We start from the raw sequence: 16,381 nt of genomic DNA, 5'->3' as shown, positions 1-16,381 counted from the left end.
GGCGTTGGCGGGAGTCCTCGTTCCCCCGGCTGCCCAGGTTTTCACCATGCAATTTCGCGAGCGCTTGGCCGCGCTGCCCTGTCCGATGCAGTTGGCCTATCTGGCCATCGTGTGGCCACAAACCGCATGCCACTGCGCCCCGGCCGCACCGAGACGGTCCGCGACGGATTCGATGGAAGTTTGCTGTCCGAGCCGGGGAATGAGGTGCCGCAACTTCTCCGGGCGACGCAGGCCGACGAGCGGCGTGCCGGTCCGCCGGTTGAAATCCTGCTGACAGGTATGGCATCTGAAGTGCGGACTTGGCCCGGCCCGGCTGGAGCGGCGCGATCGCAGTACCGTATGGCGACTTCCGCAGCGCGGACAGGCAAATGGATTCTCCGATAGCGAGAACGCTTCTTCCCACGCACGCTCGACATACGCGGTAAGTGCGACGTCCGCATGATCGGGCACCTCGGCGCGCGCACGCGAGAGCGGCACCCGTTGGCTCAAAAGCCCGCAGCCACGCCGGCATGTTGTCGTCGGCGGTCCGTTGGCCTTTCGGGGCCGAGGCCTTATTGCTGGATCGACGCATTCTTCAGCTGGTTTCCGGTGAACTGCGCCGCAGCCTTCTCCATCGCGAGCGTTTCCAGCTGTTTGCGCATTGCATCCTTCGCCTGATCGAACGCCGGCACCTGCGTCGGGCGCTTCGCATCGAGCTTAACGATCACCCACACATTCCCGACCTGGACCGGCAGCGGCGTCGCCCCGCCCACCGGCAACTTCGAGATCGTCTGCGCCAGCGCCATTGGCAGACCCTGTGTCCTGCCCTCGGTCACTGGCACCGGGAAACTGATCCACGGCATTTCGCCACCGTTCGCCTTGCTCGGAGCCACGCTGTATTCCTTCGCCAGTGCCTCGAACGGCTGCCCCGCCTTCATCTTGTCGAGTACCTTTTTCGCGGTGACCTCATCCCCCACCGTGATGACGCGCGGCTTGAACTCGTCCTTGCCGAGCGAAGCGGCGATTTCGTCGTAGCGTGCCTTCACCTGTGCGTCCGTCACCGCCTCCGGGTGAATGCTGTCTTTCAGGTACAACTGGATCTCAGTGCCGACCTTCGCAGTGGCAAGCGCCTGCTGCACTTCCGGCTTCTGATCATAGTGGGCCTTCTCGGCGTTCTGCCGCAACACCTCGCGGGCAATCAGTCCACTTCTGAGCATCTGGCGCAACTGCGGTGTGTCGGGCTGCCCGGTCTTTGCCGTGACCATCTTCACGGCATCGTCGAGCTGGCTCTGCGGCACCGGCACCCCGTTGACGACCGCAACCGCGCCAGCGGGCAGGTTCGACGCGGGCGCGTCGGCTGCATGTGCGGACGACGATGCGAAAATACTGAGCGCGACCGAGGCAAAGGCCGTCACGCATGCGGCGCGGATCATGTTGTTGAGTCGGAACATCGGTACACCTCTTTGAAATAAGTGTTATTGAGAATGAGTTGTCGCTCACGTCGGGCAGCACGCGTCAGCATTCGCCAGCGCGTGCCAACCTCGGATAGCCAGGTCGACTGGAGTCGATCACGTTCACACAGTTCCCCGGTTGAAGATCGAGCGGACTATCGACATCGCGCTTCGATCCGTCCGGCAGCTGGACACCATATCGGTAGACCCTGACTGGCGAGTTAACCTGCCGTTCAAACAGACGCGAGAGGTCGAAGCTCAGGCCCGCGCCAAGCCCCACTCCACTGACGCCACCGCCACTGATGCCCCCCGCTCCAATGCTGGCTGACGGCGTCTCCGACGACTGCGGCACGACCGTCGTCAGATACTGCTTGCCGCCAACCCGCCCTGTGCTGACGCGGGCATCGTCCGGCATCACGGCAGACATCCCGTCCGTCGTGCTGCAGCCCGACTGTGCAATCGCCAGCAGCGCGAGCAGGACCAGCCCGCACCATCGCGGCTTCATTGAATTTCTGCGATTCATGTTCGGTTCGACTCCGTGTGAGTAAGGGCAATAAGCAGCGTCTTGCCGTACTCAGAATGACCAATTGATGGTGGCCAGCGCGAGCGTCGACTTCGGGCCGATGGCTGCGGGCCGGCAGAGCTGCCGTCCCACCAGTCCTTCGGCCGAAAACTGCTGACGGTGCCACTGCCATTGCGCACGCAGGCCCACCCCGGCGCCTGCCAACGTTGAGAATCCCGGCACTGCGATCAGGTCGGCCTTGCCCGCGTCGAGGAATACATAGGGTTCAATGCGCCCGTCATGCCAGACCGGCACGTTCACCCACGCCAGCTCGTTACGCGAATAAAAACCCCGGTCGCCCGCAATGTCACCCGAACGAAAGCCCCGGATCGTGTCCATGCCGCCGAGGTACAACTGGTCGGTACCGTAAAGCGCCACGTTCGTGTACTGACCGCCCAGCGTCCCGCGATATGCGAGTGCGGCGCGGCCCAGCTTCGGCAGCGGCACTGTCCAGCTCGCCGTTGCATCGAACTTCGTGAACTGCGCATGCGCGTCGGTACGTGGCGCATCCGCTCCATCATGATTTGCGCCGATCCACGGCAGGCCCTGCGAGAGACCCGCGTCGAGCGTTAGGTTGCCCTGCGCATCGTTCAGCACGAAACGATGCAGCCAGTTGCCGCCCACACGCAGCACGGCCACGCGCTGGGGGTCGAGGTCGTTGTCGTTGATCTCGCGGTCAGTTCGCCGCCACGACAGCGTTGCGTCGAGCGCCGTGAGGTCAGATGCGGTACGTCCGATCTGATAGTTCCAGCCAAAGATATGGCCGAGCGTGCGGCCATATTCGAGCGCCGTGGTGCCGACGAGCTGCTGGTATTCGGAGTCCGATAGCGTATAGCTGAAGGTATTGCGGCCCCACGGAATCGCGAACGAACCGACGAGCGCATTGCTCTCGAGGCTGTCGATATAGTTCAGGCTCAGCGACTCCTGCAGGCCGAGCAGGTTGTCCGCCTCGACGCCCGCGCGATAGCGCGTCACACCCGTCGATTGGGCACCATAGTTGTCGACGCCGAGCGTGTAGTACGTGCGGTCGCCGGGTACGTTGCTGATCGCGATCACCGAATCGCCCACAGCCTGTCCCGGCAGCACCTGCACGCTTGCCTGATTGCGGCGCAGGCGGTTGATCTGCGCGACGCCCTGGTCGATGTCGGAGAGCCGCAACGGTTCGCCCGGGCCCGTCGGGAACGCGTTCTGGTAGCCCGCATCGGTCAGCCATCCGCCGCCGGCAGAAGTTTCGTTCGTCGCCAGGCGACGGATGGGCTGGCCGTTGACCGTGAAGGCTTCAATCAGGCCCGTCTGGATCACGACCGTCAGCGTACCCGCGCCGATGTTCTGCGGCCCGAGCACTGCGCGCGTGGTCACGTATCCGGCGGACACGTAGGCGTTGGTGAGACGTCGCAGCAGTACGTTCAGACGGTGTGAACCGATTTCGTGACCGGCAAAGGCCGCGGTGATCGCGTCCAGCGTCGACTGCGAAACGGTGGTCTGGACGAGCGGCCTGCCTTCCGGTCCGGTCAGGGTGATGTGCTCGACCCGGAAGGTTGGGCCGGGTTCAGGGATCTGGTCGACCGGCGTGTCCAGTGGAATGTTCAGCGAGATATCGCTGCCAGACGGCGCGACGCTGATCTGTGCCGGCGGTTCGGCAAGCTGCCTCTGACGCGCGGACTCGCGCTGCTGGTCGATCAGTTGCTGCGCCGGGTCCTGCACGGGGCGCGGCGCAACAGGCGGTGCGATCGGTGGGGGTGTCTGCGCACAGACGTTCGTTACGACGACCATCGCCGCCGGGAGTGTTGCGAGCCGCCAGGTATTCTTCATCTGCATCGTTAGAACCACAACCACGTCGTCAGGCCCAGGTGCTGGCCGATCTGCACCGGCGTTCTCGACGGCGCACGCAGCGTCGTGAGTTGGCCTCTGACACCCTGTCCGCCCGAGATATAGCCGCCGTTGACAATCGCGTCGCCCGTGAGTGTCACGAGCCCGTCCGCCGTGAAGCCGCCGCCGATGTCCATCGCGATGAGCTGCGCCCACGTCGATCCAAAGAACGCCTTGAAACCGCGGTCCTGGTTGATCGACAAGTAGCCCGTCACGCCTGTCGCGTAGGTGAGAGGTGCGTCAACCGTCAGGTCGCCGTGCGCGTAGACGTTTCCCCCGATGTTCGCCGCGCTCGTGCCGGCCTTGATGGTCATGTCGCCACCCGCCATGATCGACCCACCATAGGGCGTCACACTACTCGACGCGCTGCCGTGGCAGAGGATGAAGCAGCTCTGCGAGTAGCTGGCCTGCCCGGCGAACACCGCCGCATTGGTGAATGCGTCGCGCGCGATAATGTTCACGTCCCCATTGCTGGCCTCGATCATCCCGCCCGAATTGGTGACGTTGCGCCCCGTGATCGCAACCGGGCCGGCACTCGATGCGATATAGGCGAGCTGGTCCGGCGCATTCACGGTGCCGTAATCGACATTGAATCCGCTCGACTGATGCTGGAAAAACAGGAACCCGCCGCCCTCGTCGGAGTACGCCACTGGCGTTCCGCCGTTGACACCGCCGCTATGGTCAATGACGTTGTTCACGTCGCCCTGTGCGGCGAGCGAGATCCCGCCGTTGGCGAGGATGCGCGCGTTGTCGTTGGTGATGTCGCCCTGCGCGGTCAACAGCACCTGGCCGTTCGCCGAAAATAGGATGCCGAGGTTCGTGGCGTCCGAGCGGTTTGTGATGCTGCCGCCCGCGTCGAGCATCAGGTCGCCGCCCAGGAGCGAACCGTCTGGCTGCACGACGCCTGCCTGGATCAGGCTGCCGGTATCCGAAATGTCGCCAGCGCTCTTCAGCGCCAACGCATTGTCCGCACGCACGGTCGCAGGACCCGACGCGTCGTCGGAGACTGTGATGCCCGCAGCCTGAAGCGTTGCGTTGTGGTTAGCGCCGATCTGTCCGCCCTGCATCGACAGCGCTCCGCCCGCGTCCAGCGACAGGTCGTTTGCAGCAAACGCCTGGGCGTCCTGCAGCGTCACCGCGCCAGCCGCGCTGACGGCCGTGTCGTTTCCGGCCTTGACCGTGCTGCCGGTGCTCGTGAGGTCGCCACTGCTCGCGAGCGTCGCATTGCGGCCTGCCGAGACGGTCGAAGCTCCGTTGCCATCAGCCGACAGGGTGATACCCATCGCCTGCAGTGACACATCCTGCCCCGCCAGCACCTGGCTGCCCTGCGCGCTGAACACCTCGGTCGCCGTCAGCGAGACATCCTGACTGGCAGTGACCTTCGTATCCTGCAAGGTCATCGGGCCCCCCTGCGCGTTGAGCGTCGTAGCGTTGCCCGACTCGACTGCGCCGCCTGCAACCGCAATGCTGGTCCCCGCCGTCACGTTTGCGTTACTGCCGGCGGTCATCGGCGTGCCCTGTACCGACACCGCGCCGGGTGTGGTCATCGTCACGTCGTTGGCTGCGGTCACCGAACCGCCCGCGATCGTGATGTCACCGTTCGCCTGCACAACCGCGTCGCCTGCCGTGGCGTTGAGCGTACCGGCACTGCGCACGCCCGCCCCCTGGTCGGTGACGATGAGCTGCACGCGGCCCGCGGTAAGACCGCCCGCCTGCGTGATGTCGACCGCATAACCCGCCCCCGGCACACCGGGCGAAGTCAGGCCAACGAGCCAGTCGTGGCCGTTGTCGGAGGGCGACAGGCCCGTGTCCCACGTTGTCGTGCTGTTGCCGGTAATCGCGCGGATACCACCGGTCGAACTCGAATAGTCGTTCGTGACCGGGCCGTTGACCGCGAGCTGCTTCGAGACGAGGTCAAGGTTGATGAGCGTGCCCGTGAGGCCGCCCGCGCCGATGATGATCGCACCGCCGTTCGTCGTCAGCACGACGTCGCGCTGGATCTGCCCCGGCGCGAGTGTGATGTCGCTGAAGCTGACCTGACCGGTTGAAAGCACGACGTGACCGGCATTCACGAAGCTGCCGCCGTCGACGGTGATGCCGTTCGGGTTCGCCAGGATCACGTTCGCGCGCGAGCCCAGGACGTTGACCGCCCCCTGGATCAGCGACGGGTTCGTGCTGGTCACCTGATTAACGATCGTGCGCGCGTTGATGCCCGTATTGTTCAGGTCCGCGCCCACTGCCGACACGTTGAACGAGCGGTACGTGTTGCTCGACACGCCGCCTGCTGCTGGTGCGATGGCGACCGTCTGGCGACCGTTTGCTGCCGTCGAGACGCTCGTCGCGGTGCTGCCGTCAGGCACGATGCCCACCGCCAGCGCTGGTTTTGTCAGTGCGCAGAGCAGAGCACTGGCCACCGCAGCGATGTGGGTAAGCGGAAAGGGCCTTATCTGATTTTTATACATTTTTAACAATTTGCAGTACTAACCTGAACTCACGCGGATCGGATGATTTTTTAAGCATGTGCCCGTGAGTGTCATCCAACCGATCGAGCGTCACCAGATGCTGCGGTTCGAATCACCTGCGTCCTGCTGTTAATCTTTGCTGGTGTTCTGGCGTATGGGGTGGTCCTGCGCGTCGGACGTTCCCGTGTAATTCAGTTCTGCGATGTCCTTTGCACCGGTATCGGGTTGCTCAAGCGATGGCACTATCCGGCCGACCAGCAAACCCATCGATATCGAAGTGCGGACATACTTCGTTTCGCCTGCATCCAGAGCAAATGACAGGGTTTTCTCCGTTTCTGTTTCCGTCGATACGGTGTACTGGCCCGCCGGCTCGTCAACGTAGAAGAAGCCCCCCGGCTTCGAATGTCCGATCACCATGCCATTCAGCTTGATCTCAGGCTGGATCGCCGCACCAATAACCAAACCCGACCGGAAAAAGTAGATACGGCCGTGATCCGCCGCAAGTGTCGGAATCGAAGAGGCCATCTCATTGTATTGTGGTCCGGAAGCACAACCTGCAGCGAGCAGCGCTGCGCTGCCTGCGAATGCGAGCGTACGAATCAGGTTTTTCATCAGGGTTCTCCGAAGGTGAGTGAAACAGATGGAGCAAGTGGCGAAAAATGTTCTTCGCCTGGAAGATAGAAGCCAGTCAAACGGCCATCCTTGACGACGAGCCAGGCTTCATGAATCTGCCGCCCCTCGATCGTGAAGACGGCGTCAACCGGCTTGAACACCTGTCCTTGCGGCAACGTCCCAATTACGCGCCAGCGCGATTGGTCGGCGATCCTGCGCTCATAGCTGGAGCTGAGACGAACAATCACCTGTTGCTGGACGACGTAGACCCGCGTGATCTGTGGATCGGCAGGTACAGTGAGGCGGGCCCGCTGCACGGGCACAGCCGGCGCGCAGCCCGATAGCGTAACTATGCAGGCCGCTAACGTGGGTAAAAGCGGCAAAAAGAGTTGTTGTCGGAACATTGTTTTTATTTCTGTGTAACGCCACTGTTTGCTGCTGTCGGGCGGTAATAACCGGCGCAATCCTATCCTGCGTGCTTAACCGTAATGCGCCTAACCAGTGCACCGACTGAACGCAAATCGTAACGCCGCGCCGATTTCCGTTGAATCACAATCAGCCCGAACTCGCACAAAGCTGTCTTCAGCAATACCCAAGCCGCTCCACGCCTCAAGCTTTTCGTGATGCGTTGGGCGCATCGTGATCACCCCGTCCTGTTCCTCGATACCGCAGCTCTTCATATCCTTGAATAGTGCTCGTCGCGTCTTGTACCCGTAAGCATCCGTCACTGACTTTACCCACCCCTCGTACTGCGGCACCACCCTGCCTCTAATATCGAAGAATTCCCGATGTTCATTGGGATGCAGGAAGCGGCTTGCCGCCAATGCGTCGAGTACGGCACGACCTAGTGCCTCATCCGTTGCCGGATTCGATATTTGAATCCTCTTTCCAAGGGGATCGGGAAGTCCACCACGATATCCCGATTGGGTTTCGACCTGAACGAAATCGCGATTCTCATAGGCGCTCGCCCAGCGCTTCCTTACGACATCTGTCATCTCGTTACCGTAATTTTCACGTTGACACCCTTGCTCGCCCCGTATTGAACAGCGTTGCTGATTTGTTGCCACTGAGCCGGTGTGGTACTAGCCGGAACCGCAACCTGCAAATTGCTCGAAGCAATCATGTCGGGCGTTAAGCTCACGCCGCTCAGCTGATATCCGGGGAAATTGGTGATTGCGTCGATATTACTCTTGAGCGACGAATACACCTGTGACGGATCAGCCAGTCTAGCTGCGGTCGTGGTGTCAAGCGTCTTCGCGCTCGTAGCAACACCACTTAAAGGATCGTAAAAATCGAAGGTCTTAAAATTCGGCGGCAGCCTCGATTCGGCAGGCAACTGAGCAGCGAGGTAATGCTCCCACGGCATGCCCTGCCCCATGATTCCCTTACCCCACTGAATGCCAGCGTCGATGATGCCGCTGTCGCCAATCAGCGACCTCACTACATTGCCGATTGCACCCAGCCCGGCAGCAACACCAGGGATGTCGATCGGCGCAAACTGCAACGCATCGGACGTGCTCTGCGCCACCTGTCCGTCAAACGAATTTGCGTAGGCTGTCTGATACGGATCGCCAACTGCCTTGATCGCCGGGCCATTGGGATCAAACGCGTAGGCTGTCCCATTAACGAACTGGACGTTATTTCCTCCCGCCAGCGCTGCGGTCACGGCAGCCTTACATGCTGGCGTGCCAGTCCCACCTGCACATGCATTCGCCAGCCAGGCATCGTTCTGCTGGGACTGGGTCTGAAGCGCACTTGCCGTAGCGCAAGCCTGCTGGTCGCCGTTGCCGCACGCCGCTACCGCATTGTCGTAACGCTGCTGGTCCGACAGGAACATCGGGCTCGGTGGAACGTGATTCAGCCAGTTGTTCAGCGTCTCGTTCTGCGCCGCCGTCACCGCACCCTGAACATTAAAGCCCAACGCTCCGGCGATGCCGCCGCTCACCAGCGTTTCGATCGCCGTCAAGGCAACTGGCGGGATATTCCCATTCGCATCGATGATCGGGTTCAACCCGGCCGACACCGCCCCGCCAATGGCACCGCTCGCGCATCCAGTCCCCTCAGCAGCACTCGCAGCACAACCCAGAGCGGCGTGCTCGGCGGCATACAGCGGATTGCTCGTGGTCCAGAATCCGCTTTGGTCACCGAACTCGTTGCCGATCGCGAACGCACCAGCCGCCGCCACATCACTGACCGCGCTGTTGCGCAGATTGGTCAGGAAGCTGCCGCCCCCGATCGCGGTCTGGGTACCCCCCTGGATAGCCGTCACTGCTGCAAGAGCCAGCACCGTCTGCAGGGTATCGCCCGTGGCAGCGGTCGTCGTCGGCACCATCACACCACCGACAGCCTGCACACCCGCCAGCGCCGCCAGGCTGTTCGTCGACGCCTGCGTGGTGAAGCCGAGCGTACCGTTCGCGTACGTGATGCCGTTCGTCAGGCCCGCCGTCACAAACGCCGTCGCCCCCGCCTCGAACATCTGGCCCAGGTTGAACCCGTCACCGGACAACGACTGGCCCATCGCGCTGTTCACCATCCCGCCCACTGCCGCCGACAGCGCAACGTTACCGACACCCGCACCCAGTGCGCTCGCTCCCGAACCGGCAGCCGCAAACGTCGCCCCCGAGCCAACCGCCTCACCCGCCGCGCCCGCCATCGCACCAATCGCCGCGGAGGCCGCACCCGCCGTGCCAATCGAGATCACGGTCATCACCGTCATCATGAAAACGGTGCCGAGCACACTCATGCCCTGGTCAGCCACGACCGACGTCTGCAGGTTGTCGCTCACGGACGACTGCGTGAAGTTGCCCGCGAGCTGCGCTTTCAGGTTCGCCAGCAGTTGCGCGGTCGGCGCATCGTTCGCGCTGCCGTCCGCGTTGACCTGCTGCAGTGCCCCGCCGATCTGGTTCAGCGTGTCGACGTTGAGCTGGTAGTTCGCGGCGCTCATCAGGCCGCCCTGCTGCACCACCGTGCCGGTCGTGTCCGTCACGCCCGCACCACCGGCCAGTTCAGCGTAGATGTTGCCGACGTTGGTCGACCGCTGCTCGTTGGTCAGCGAGCCGGTATTGACGCTCAGGTTCTCCGCACTGACGGATCCGGTATTGAGAATGCTGTTCGCGTAGTTCAGCGCAACGTTCGTCCCGGTAATCGTGCCGTCTGCATTCACGGTCGCGAAGTTCTGCGGCAGCAGCACCTCCGGCATCAGCGCCTGCACGGTCGGGCATGCGCCATTACCTGTTGCCGTGCATCCCGGCTCGGGCACCGTCTCCTCGACGTACCAGAGTATCGGTGCGTTGATCAGCGCTAGCTGCGCCTGGCTCAGCTGCGTGCCGAGCGCAACGTTGTTCTGCTCCGCATACTGCAGCGCCGCGCCATACAGCGCCGCTGTGTCCAGATTGTTGACCGTCTGCTGGGTCTGGCTGTCGGTCTGCGCCGGCAGCGCGTAGAAGCTCGACTGGCCCGTTGCCTGCAGCGCGGCCTGCTCCACCTGCTGCGCCTGAGTGTACGGGTCGTAGTAGAACTGCGTCGTATCCGGTTGCAGGCTCGCGGGCAACCGTGCGAGCAGTGCGGCAGGTGACAGGTCACCTGTCACCGCCGACGCCGGGCTATTGAGCAGGTACGTCACATTCAGCGTCTGCCCGCCCACCGTGGCCACCGTCGTGCCCGCCAGCGCGCTGGTGCGGCCAACGGACGGCGCGACCGGCTTGCCCACCGTCGTCACGCCAATCGGCGAGTTCGACGGCAGACCCGCGGCCCCCGTCACGGACACCGGCTGACCTGTCAGGTTCGTCACCAGGCCCGCGGCGTTGACGGTGGTCGTCGCCGTCGACGGCACGGAAGGTGGCCCAAGGGTGATCACCTGGCCCGCTACTGCAGGCGGTGGAGTGTAGGCATTCGGGTTCGTCAGGCCATTGACGAGCGTGGAGCCCGTCAGATTCACTGTCTGACCGATCACATTGCCCGTGTTGGTCAACGTCGGCGAGTTCACCGCGAGCGTGTTGCCCGCCTGGATCGTGCCTGGCACGAAGTCCGGCAGACCGGCCGCATCCGGCAACCCCGCCGGATCCTGCGCCTGCGCGCTCTGGTAAGCGCCGCCGTAAAGCGACGCGCACAGCGCGGAATTGCCTGCGCAGCCCCAGGCCGGGAAGTTCGCATCGTAGTACGACAGGTTCGCGTGCCAGTACGCATTCAGGTACTGGTTATCGCTCGACGCGGCCGTCGTCGCATTGATCGTGACGTTGTTCAGGCCCGTCACGAGGCTGCCCATATTTGCGAATGTACCGGCGCTCAGGTTGACGTCATGATTCGCCGTGATCGTCGCCGGGCTGGCGGACTGCACATCGACGTATGCCTCGCAGTTCGACGAGCAGCCCGCAAACGGCTTTGCACTCCCGTAGTTTTCATGGACCTGCACCGGCGCCGCAATCGTATTGACGATACTCGACGCGTTGATATCGATGTCGTTGCCCGCCGCGATCGCACCTGAGGTGTTCGTCACGCTTGCGGCCTGCGTCAGGTTCGTCGGGGTGCCCGAACCGTCGCTCGCATCTGTACCTGCACCACCGATCACGACGTTTCGTCCGGCGACGAGGTTGCCGTAAGTATTGCTGACGGCGTTTGCGGCGACGACGATATCGTTGCCCGCTGTGACGTTCGCGTTGAGCTGCTGGTAGCTGTAGCTCTGCGAATTGTTATTGGTCGTGGCACCTGCGGTGCAACCGCTATGGCCGGCCGCGCAACCCGCCGTGGTTGTCATCGTCCCGGTGTTGGTGCCCTGGTTTGTGAAGCTGTTCGCGGTGATGTTCACGTCGTTCGCGGCGGCAATGGTGCCCGCGTTCGTGAGGTCGCCCCCCGAGAGATTCACGTTGTGACCGGCCACGATCTGACCGGTTGCGCCCTGCACCGTCAGCGAGGACGAGGTGGACACGGGCGTGACGGTGCCAGGCGAGTCGAGCCGGATACCCGGCGGTGCAATGTAATAGCCCACCGTGTAGGGTCCTACCGCCATATCCCCGTAGTAGTTATTCCAGATCGAAATCGTCGATGGCGCGGCCGCGAGAAACGCATTCAGCGAGGGGAGATCGACGCCGTCCGTCACGGTCGAGCTGTACGTCGAGCCGCTGTTGTTAAGCGACTGCACGTTGATGTTTGCATCATGGCCCGCGCTGACCGTGCCACCCTGATTGTCCAGGCTGTTCGCGGTCAGGCTCAGATCATGGCCTGCGGCAATCACCGAACTGGCGCCTGGCGCACCGCCAGTCGTGGTCGTCGTTTCCGTCACCGTGGGCAACGCGATGGTCTTCGTGGCGATAGCCTGACTTGCGTTATCCGGCGTCTGGACAAACCACAGGTTCTGCATGCCACCCGATGCCGTGGGAACCTCCACCTCGACAAAGGTCACCGTGCCCGAAGTCGTCACCGGCGGGCTGCCGGGCAGCAGGGTAAGGACGCCCTCAGTGACCCCTGCCGCCGTACCGTCAGCCGATAGTGCATCCGCGAGCGTCACTTTCTGCGGCGTCGATGTGATGTCGCAGCAGAAGCCGTTCTCGGCACCGTAAATCGTGGCCTCGTCAAGCGTGTCGGAGCCGACCACGAGCGCCATGAGCAGCGCCGGATTGTCGATGACGGTCGTCGTGGTCGTGGTCGCGCCGGAACCCGACGCACCCGAATTGATCACGTTCGCCGCGCTCAGCGCGAGGTCGTTGGTCGCCGTGATCGTGCCGCCGGAATTGGTGAGATCGCCCGACAGGTTGATCGCCATGTTGCCGCTGCCTGCACCGGTGCCGGCCTTCGTGATGCCGTTCGAATTGTCGTAGCTTGTGCCGCTGATGGTCAGCTTGTTGAGCGCCTCGATCGTGCCCGCATTCGTGCCCGAACCGTTCAGCGTAAAGGCGTCACCGGCCTGTACAGTCGCACCTGCCTGATTGGCGAGGTTGCCATTGACCGTGAGGTCCTGCGCGGCGATCGTGCCGCTGTTGATGACGGCGCCGTCAAGCGCGAGCGAACCTGCCGCCTGGCCGATCGTGCCGCTGTTCGTCATCCCCTGGGATGCCGAAACAGTCACGTTCGTGCCCGGCAGCGTCCACGTTCCGCTGTTGGTGATGGCCGCCACCGACAGGTTCAGCGCGTTGCCGCCATTGACCGTGCCAAAGGTGGCGGATGACGGATCCACCGTCTGGTTCGGCAGGTTCAGCGTGACGCTGTTCTGCCCCAGGATCTGCCCGTTCGTGTTGCTGAAGCTGCCATCGCCGCCCGTCACGTTGACCGTCACATCGCCCGTGGCGGCCGTTGGATTGTTCACGTCGCCCGCGAAGATCACACCGTTGCTGTTGTCGAGCGCGCGGGTCGTCAGCGTGAGCGCACTGGTCGCCATCAGCGCGCCGATGTTGGCCGTGCTGTTCGCGACCGACACGTTCATCGCCGGGCCATACACCGTGCCGCTGTTGATCAGGTCTGCTGCAGTGATGTTCGCCGCGCTCAGGCCCGAGAGCGCGCCTGTGTTCGTCACCGTCGAGCCCGAGACCGTCAGCGTACCCGCGGCCATCTGCGTGCCGCTGGTCGTGACCGTACCACCCGCGAGCGTCGCGTCGCCAAGGTAAGCGCCCGTGCCAGTCGTGGTGAGAGTTTGCGAGCCAGTCGCGCTGTAGGCGCCCCCAACCAGCGTATTGCCGGTCCTCACCGTACCACCCGCGAGCGTCGCGGTGCCGTTCACGCTGACCGTCCCTGCCGAGGTGTCGAGGTTTTGCGTCGCGGTGGCCGTCAGGTTGCCGCCCACGTCCGCATCCTGCGTCGTGATGTTCGCGCCCGTGAGCGTCGCATTGCCCGACACGCTGGTCTGGCCGTTGAGCGCCAGGTTCCGTCCTGCGTTTAGCGTCGCGTTGCCCGCAGCCGACAACGGGCCGCTGGCCATGAGGTTGCCGCCTTGCGCATTCAGGTTCAGGTCGCCCAGCGCCGTGACACTACCCGGCACGTTCACGTCCGTGCCGGCGCTCACGCCCAGGTTGCCGCCGGTGAGCACATCGCCGCCGAGCGTCGCGCTGCCGCTCGTGGCCGTCACGCTCGCATTGCCGACCGCCGTCACCGCGCCCGTCGAGATGTCCTGCACCGCCGTGGCGCTCAGGTCGTTGCCGGTCTGCAGCGCGCCGGTCAGTGCGATGCTGTTGCCAGCAGTCAGCGTGGTGTTGTTCGCGACGTTGATCGCGCCGCTGCCGGTGATGTTGCCGCCTGCCGTTACCGTCGCGTTGCCCGTACCGTCGGCCTCGAGGCCGCCGTTCAGCGCCACGTTACCGCCGGCGTTGACGGCCGTGTCGCCGCCGCTGTGGACGGTGCCCGCGAGCGTCGCATCCTGCGCCGCGTTCACGGTGATCGCGCCGGGGCTCGACAGGGTCCCGCCCACTGTCACCGTTCCTGCGCCCGAGCTGATCGAGGCGTTGCCCTGGCTGTACACGGTGCCACCCAGGTTCACGCCCTGCTGGCCACTCGCGTTAAGTGTGCCAAGGCTGACGACATCACCCGTCGTGGCAAGCGTGCCTGCCCCGGCCGACAATGCCACGTTGCCGAGCGACGCGACTGTGCCGTCAATCGAAGCATTGCGGCCTGCGTTGACGGCAAGCGTCATGCCCGCGGTCGCCGCACCGGCGAGCGTGGCATCCCGCCCCGCAGTCACCGTGACTGCGCCCGGAGCCGTCGCCGTCCCGCCAAGCATCGCGTCGGCGCCCGCGCTCACGCTCAGGTCCGTGCCTGCCTGCAGGTTGCCGCCCGCCTGCACATTCTGGCCTGCGGTGAGCGAGACCGCGTCGTTCGACGAGGCGACATTACCCTGCCCGGTAATGGAGCCATTCGTTGCGGTAACCGAAACCGGCCCCTGCGCCTGCACGGTACCGCCGAGTGCCACGTCCTGCGCTGCCGTCGTTGTGAACGCCCCGTTGCTCTGTACATTGCCTGAGACGGATGCAGAGCCCGTCCGGGCCGTGATCGTCGTGTCGCCGACCGCCGCCACCGACCCATTGATCGTCGCGCTACGCGCGCCCGTGAGCGCCACCGTACTGCCACCCTGCACGGCCCCGTTGATCGTCAGGTCACGCCCGGCTACCGCCGCGATCGTGCCCGGTGCGGCAAGCGCTGAATTGACGGTCAGATCGCCCGTCTCCGCCCGCAGGTTGATCGCGTTTGCCGCGAGCGAACCGAGCGTCATCGAATTGCCTGCAACAAGGCTCGCCTGCCCGTTCGCGGCCACCGTCGCCGCATTCAGGTTGTTGCTTGCGGTAAGTGCGATATCCTGGCCCGCCGAGACACTGCCGGTCGCATTGATGTCGCCTGTGGCATTGACGGTGTAGTTCTGGTTCGCCAGACCTGTATTGCTTATCGTGACCTTGCCAGCGCTGGTGAGGCTCACGTTCTGGTTCGCAAACGTCTGCCCGACCGTGATGTCGCCGTTCGAATTCACGCTCAGGTTGCCAGCGGTCGCCGCCAGCGGTCCCTGCATGTTCACACCCTCGCCTGCCGCGGTCGAGACGATATAGATCTGCCCAGCAGTGACCGAACCGTACTGGCTCGCATCGACCGCGACCGCGCCTGGCGTTCCCCCGGCGATGTTCGAGGTGGCGTAGCTCGTGCTGGAGCTCCCCGTCGTGCCTGGCGTAACCGTCTGGCTGCCCGCGATGACGTTGACGGCCTGGTTCGCATGGAGCGGCGCATTCAGACTTACCGACTGGCTGATGATGTCGATATTGCCCACCGTCCCTTCGATACCTGATCCGGGACCGTTGGCGCCTGCAGGGCCGTCGATCGTCACGTTGCCCGAAGAAACGCTATACGCCACGGCGCCCGCATTCGCGAAGCTGGTGGCGCTGCCGCCAGGGCCGGCGATGAACTGCGGCACCCCCGTGGTCAGCACGAGACCCGGTGCGTTCGTCAGCGAAAGTCCGTTGACCGAAAGTCCGTTGGGATTGCTGATGATGATTGAGGCAGGCGACCCGAAGACCTCGAGCGGACCTGCCAGTGTCGACGACGCAGTCGAGGTCACCTGGTTCAGGATCGTGGTGGCCGCGCGCCCATTGAGGTTCGGATTCGCGCCGAGCGTGCCGCCAAGCAGCGGCGTGCCGGAGACCAGACTGTTATTGAGCACAAGGCCCGAACTGTCGACATTGAACGAACTGTACTGGTTCGCGCTAAGGCCATTTGCATTCGGGGCTGCGATGTTAACAGCTGGTACGCCGGTGCTGGTCTGGGTAATCGTTGGCTGGAACGAAACCGGAGCGCGAGGATCGACGATCGGCGCGGCCTGTGCGGTCGCCTCTGCCAGCAGCAAGGCGGGCGCGAAATACATCACGACCACCATGATCCACGCCGTTACACGCATCCAGCGCGGACGAGGCGAGCCGTTATCGCAAGCTGGCGCAGCAAGGCAACCCTCAGTCCATGCACCAAAGCGCGCAAGATCACGTTGC

At 63.8% G+C, this 16,381-nt stretch carries 8 protein-coding genes; all 8 read right to left on the bottom strand.

The annotated features are described in order from the left end of the window. Window positions 1–551 precede the first annotated feature (551 nt). Entirely contained in the window at window positions 552–1,430 is an 879-nt protein-coding gene (locus B0G69_RS06725; RefSeq protein ID WP_241991268.1) for a peptidyl-prolyl cis-trans isomerase, read from the bottom strand. A gap of 64 nt (window positions 1,431–1,494) precedes the next feature. Then, window positions 1,495–1,953, bottom strand: coding sequence for a hypothetical protein (locus B0G69_RS06720; protein ID WP_241991267.1), 459 nt, complete (start codon window positions 1,951–1,953; stop codon window positions 1,495–1,497). 51 nt (window positions 1,954–2,004) lie between these two features. Further along, complete coding sequence (locus B0G69_RS06715; RefSeq protein ID WP_199731149.1) at window positions 2,005–3,804, bottom strand: ShlB/FhaC/HecB family hemolysin secretion/activation protein; 1,800 nt, start codon at window positions 3,802–3,804, stop codon at window positions 2,005–2,007. 8 nt (window positions 3,805–3,812) lie between these two features. Next, window positions 3,813–6,323 carry a filamentous hemagglutinin N-terminal domain-containing protein gene (locus B0G69_RS06710; protein WP_121316187.1) on the bottom strand — a complete coding sequence of 837 codons (2,511 nt, stop codon included), beginning with the start codon at window positions 6,321–6,323 and terminating at the stop codon, window positions 3,813–3,815. Between the two features lie 129 nt (window positions 6,324–6,452). Next, window positions 6,453–6,935: a DUF2846 domain-containing protein gene (locus B0G69_RS06705; RefSeq protein ID WP_121316186.1), complete on the bottom strand. Its 483-nt coding sequence runs from the start codon at window positions 6,933–6,935 to the stop codon at window positions 6,453–6,455. Beyond that, window positions 6,935–7,339: a hypothetical protein gene (locus tag B0G69_RS06700; RefSeq protein WP_121316185.1), complete on the bottom strand. Its 405-nt coding sequence runs from the start codon at window positions 7,337–7,339 to the stop codon at window positions 6,935–6,937. Before B0G69_RS06700 ends, B0G69_RS06705 begins: the two co-directional genes overlap by 1 nt. 90 nt (window positions 7,340–7,429) lie before the next feature. Then, window positions 7,430–7,930: a contact-dependent growth inhibition system immunity protein gene (locus B0G69_RS06695; protein WP_121316184.1), complete on the bottom strand. Its 501-nt coding sequence runs from the start codon at window positions 7,928–7,930 to the stop codon at window positions 7,430–7,432. After that, window positions 7,927–16,272 (bottom strand): filamentous hemagglutinin N-terminal domain-containing protein, encoded by an 8,346-nt coding sequence (locus B0G69_RS06690; protein WP_241991266.1) that lies wholly within the window; start codon window positions 16,270–16,272, stop codon window positions 7,927–7,929. Before B0G69_RS06690 ends, B0G69_RS06695 begins: the two co-directional genes overlap by 4 nt. Window positions 16,273–16,381: the final 109 nt, after the last annotated feature.

The organism is Paraburkholderia sp. RAU2J (assembly GCF_003634845.1).
Lineage (GTDB): Bacteria > Pseudomonadota > Gammaproteobacteria > Burkholderiales > Burkholderiaceae > Paraburkholderia > Paraburkholderia fynbosensis.
Note: the sequence above shows the minus strand (reverse complement) of the source record. Positions and strands in the feature narration are given on the sequence as shown.

Excerpts from the sequence above, each read along its gene's own strand:
- B0G69_RS06725 (WP_241991268.1), bottom strand. The coding sequence starts at position 1,430 with ATGTTCCGACTCAACAACATGATCCGCGCCGCATGCGTGACGGCCTTT.
- B0G69_RS06720 (WP_241991267.1), bottom strand. The coding sequence starts at position 1,953 with ATGAATCGCAGAAATTCAATGAAGCCGCGATGGTGCGGGCTGGTCCTG.
- B0G69_RS06715 (WP_199731149.1), bottom strand. The coding sequence starts at position 3,804 with ATGAAGAATACCTGGCGGCTCGCAACACTCCCGGCGGCGATGGTCGTC.
- B0G69_RS06710 (WP_121316187.1), bottom strand. The coding sequence starts at position 6,323 with ATGTATAAAAATCAGATAAGGCCCTTTCCGCTTACCCACATCGCTGCG.
- B0G69_RS06705 (WP_121316186.1), bottom strand. The coding sequence starts at position 6,935 with ATGAAAAACCTGATTCGTACGCTCGCATTCGCAGGCAGCGCAGCGCTG.
- B0G69_RS06700 (WP_121316185.1), bottom strand. The coding sequence starts at position 7,339 with ATGTTCCGACAACAACTCTTTTTGCCGCTTTTACCCACGTTAGCGGCC.
- B0G69_RS06695 (WP_121316184.1), bottom strand. The coding sequence starts at position 7,930 with ATGACAGATGTCGTAAGGAAGCGCTGGGCGAGCGCCTATGAGAATCGC.
- B0G69_RS06690 (WP_241991266.1), bottom strand. The coding sequence starts at position 16,272 with ATGGTGGTCGTGATGTATTTCGCGCCCGCCTTGCTGCTGGCAGAGGCG.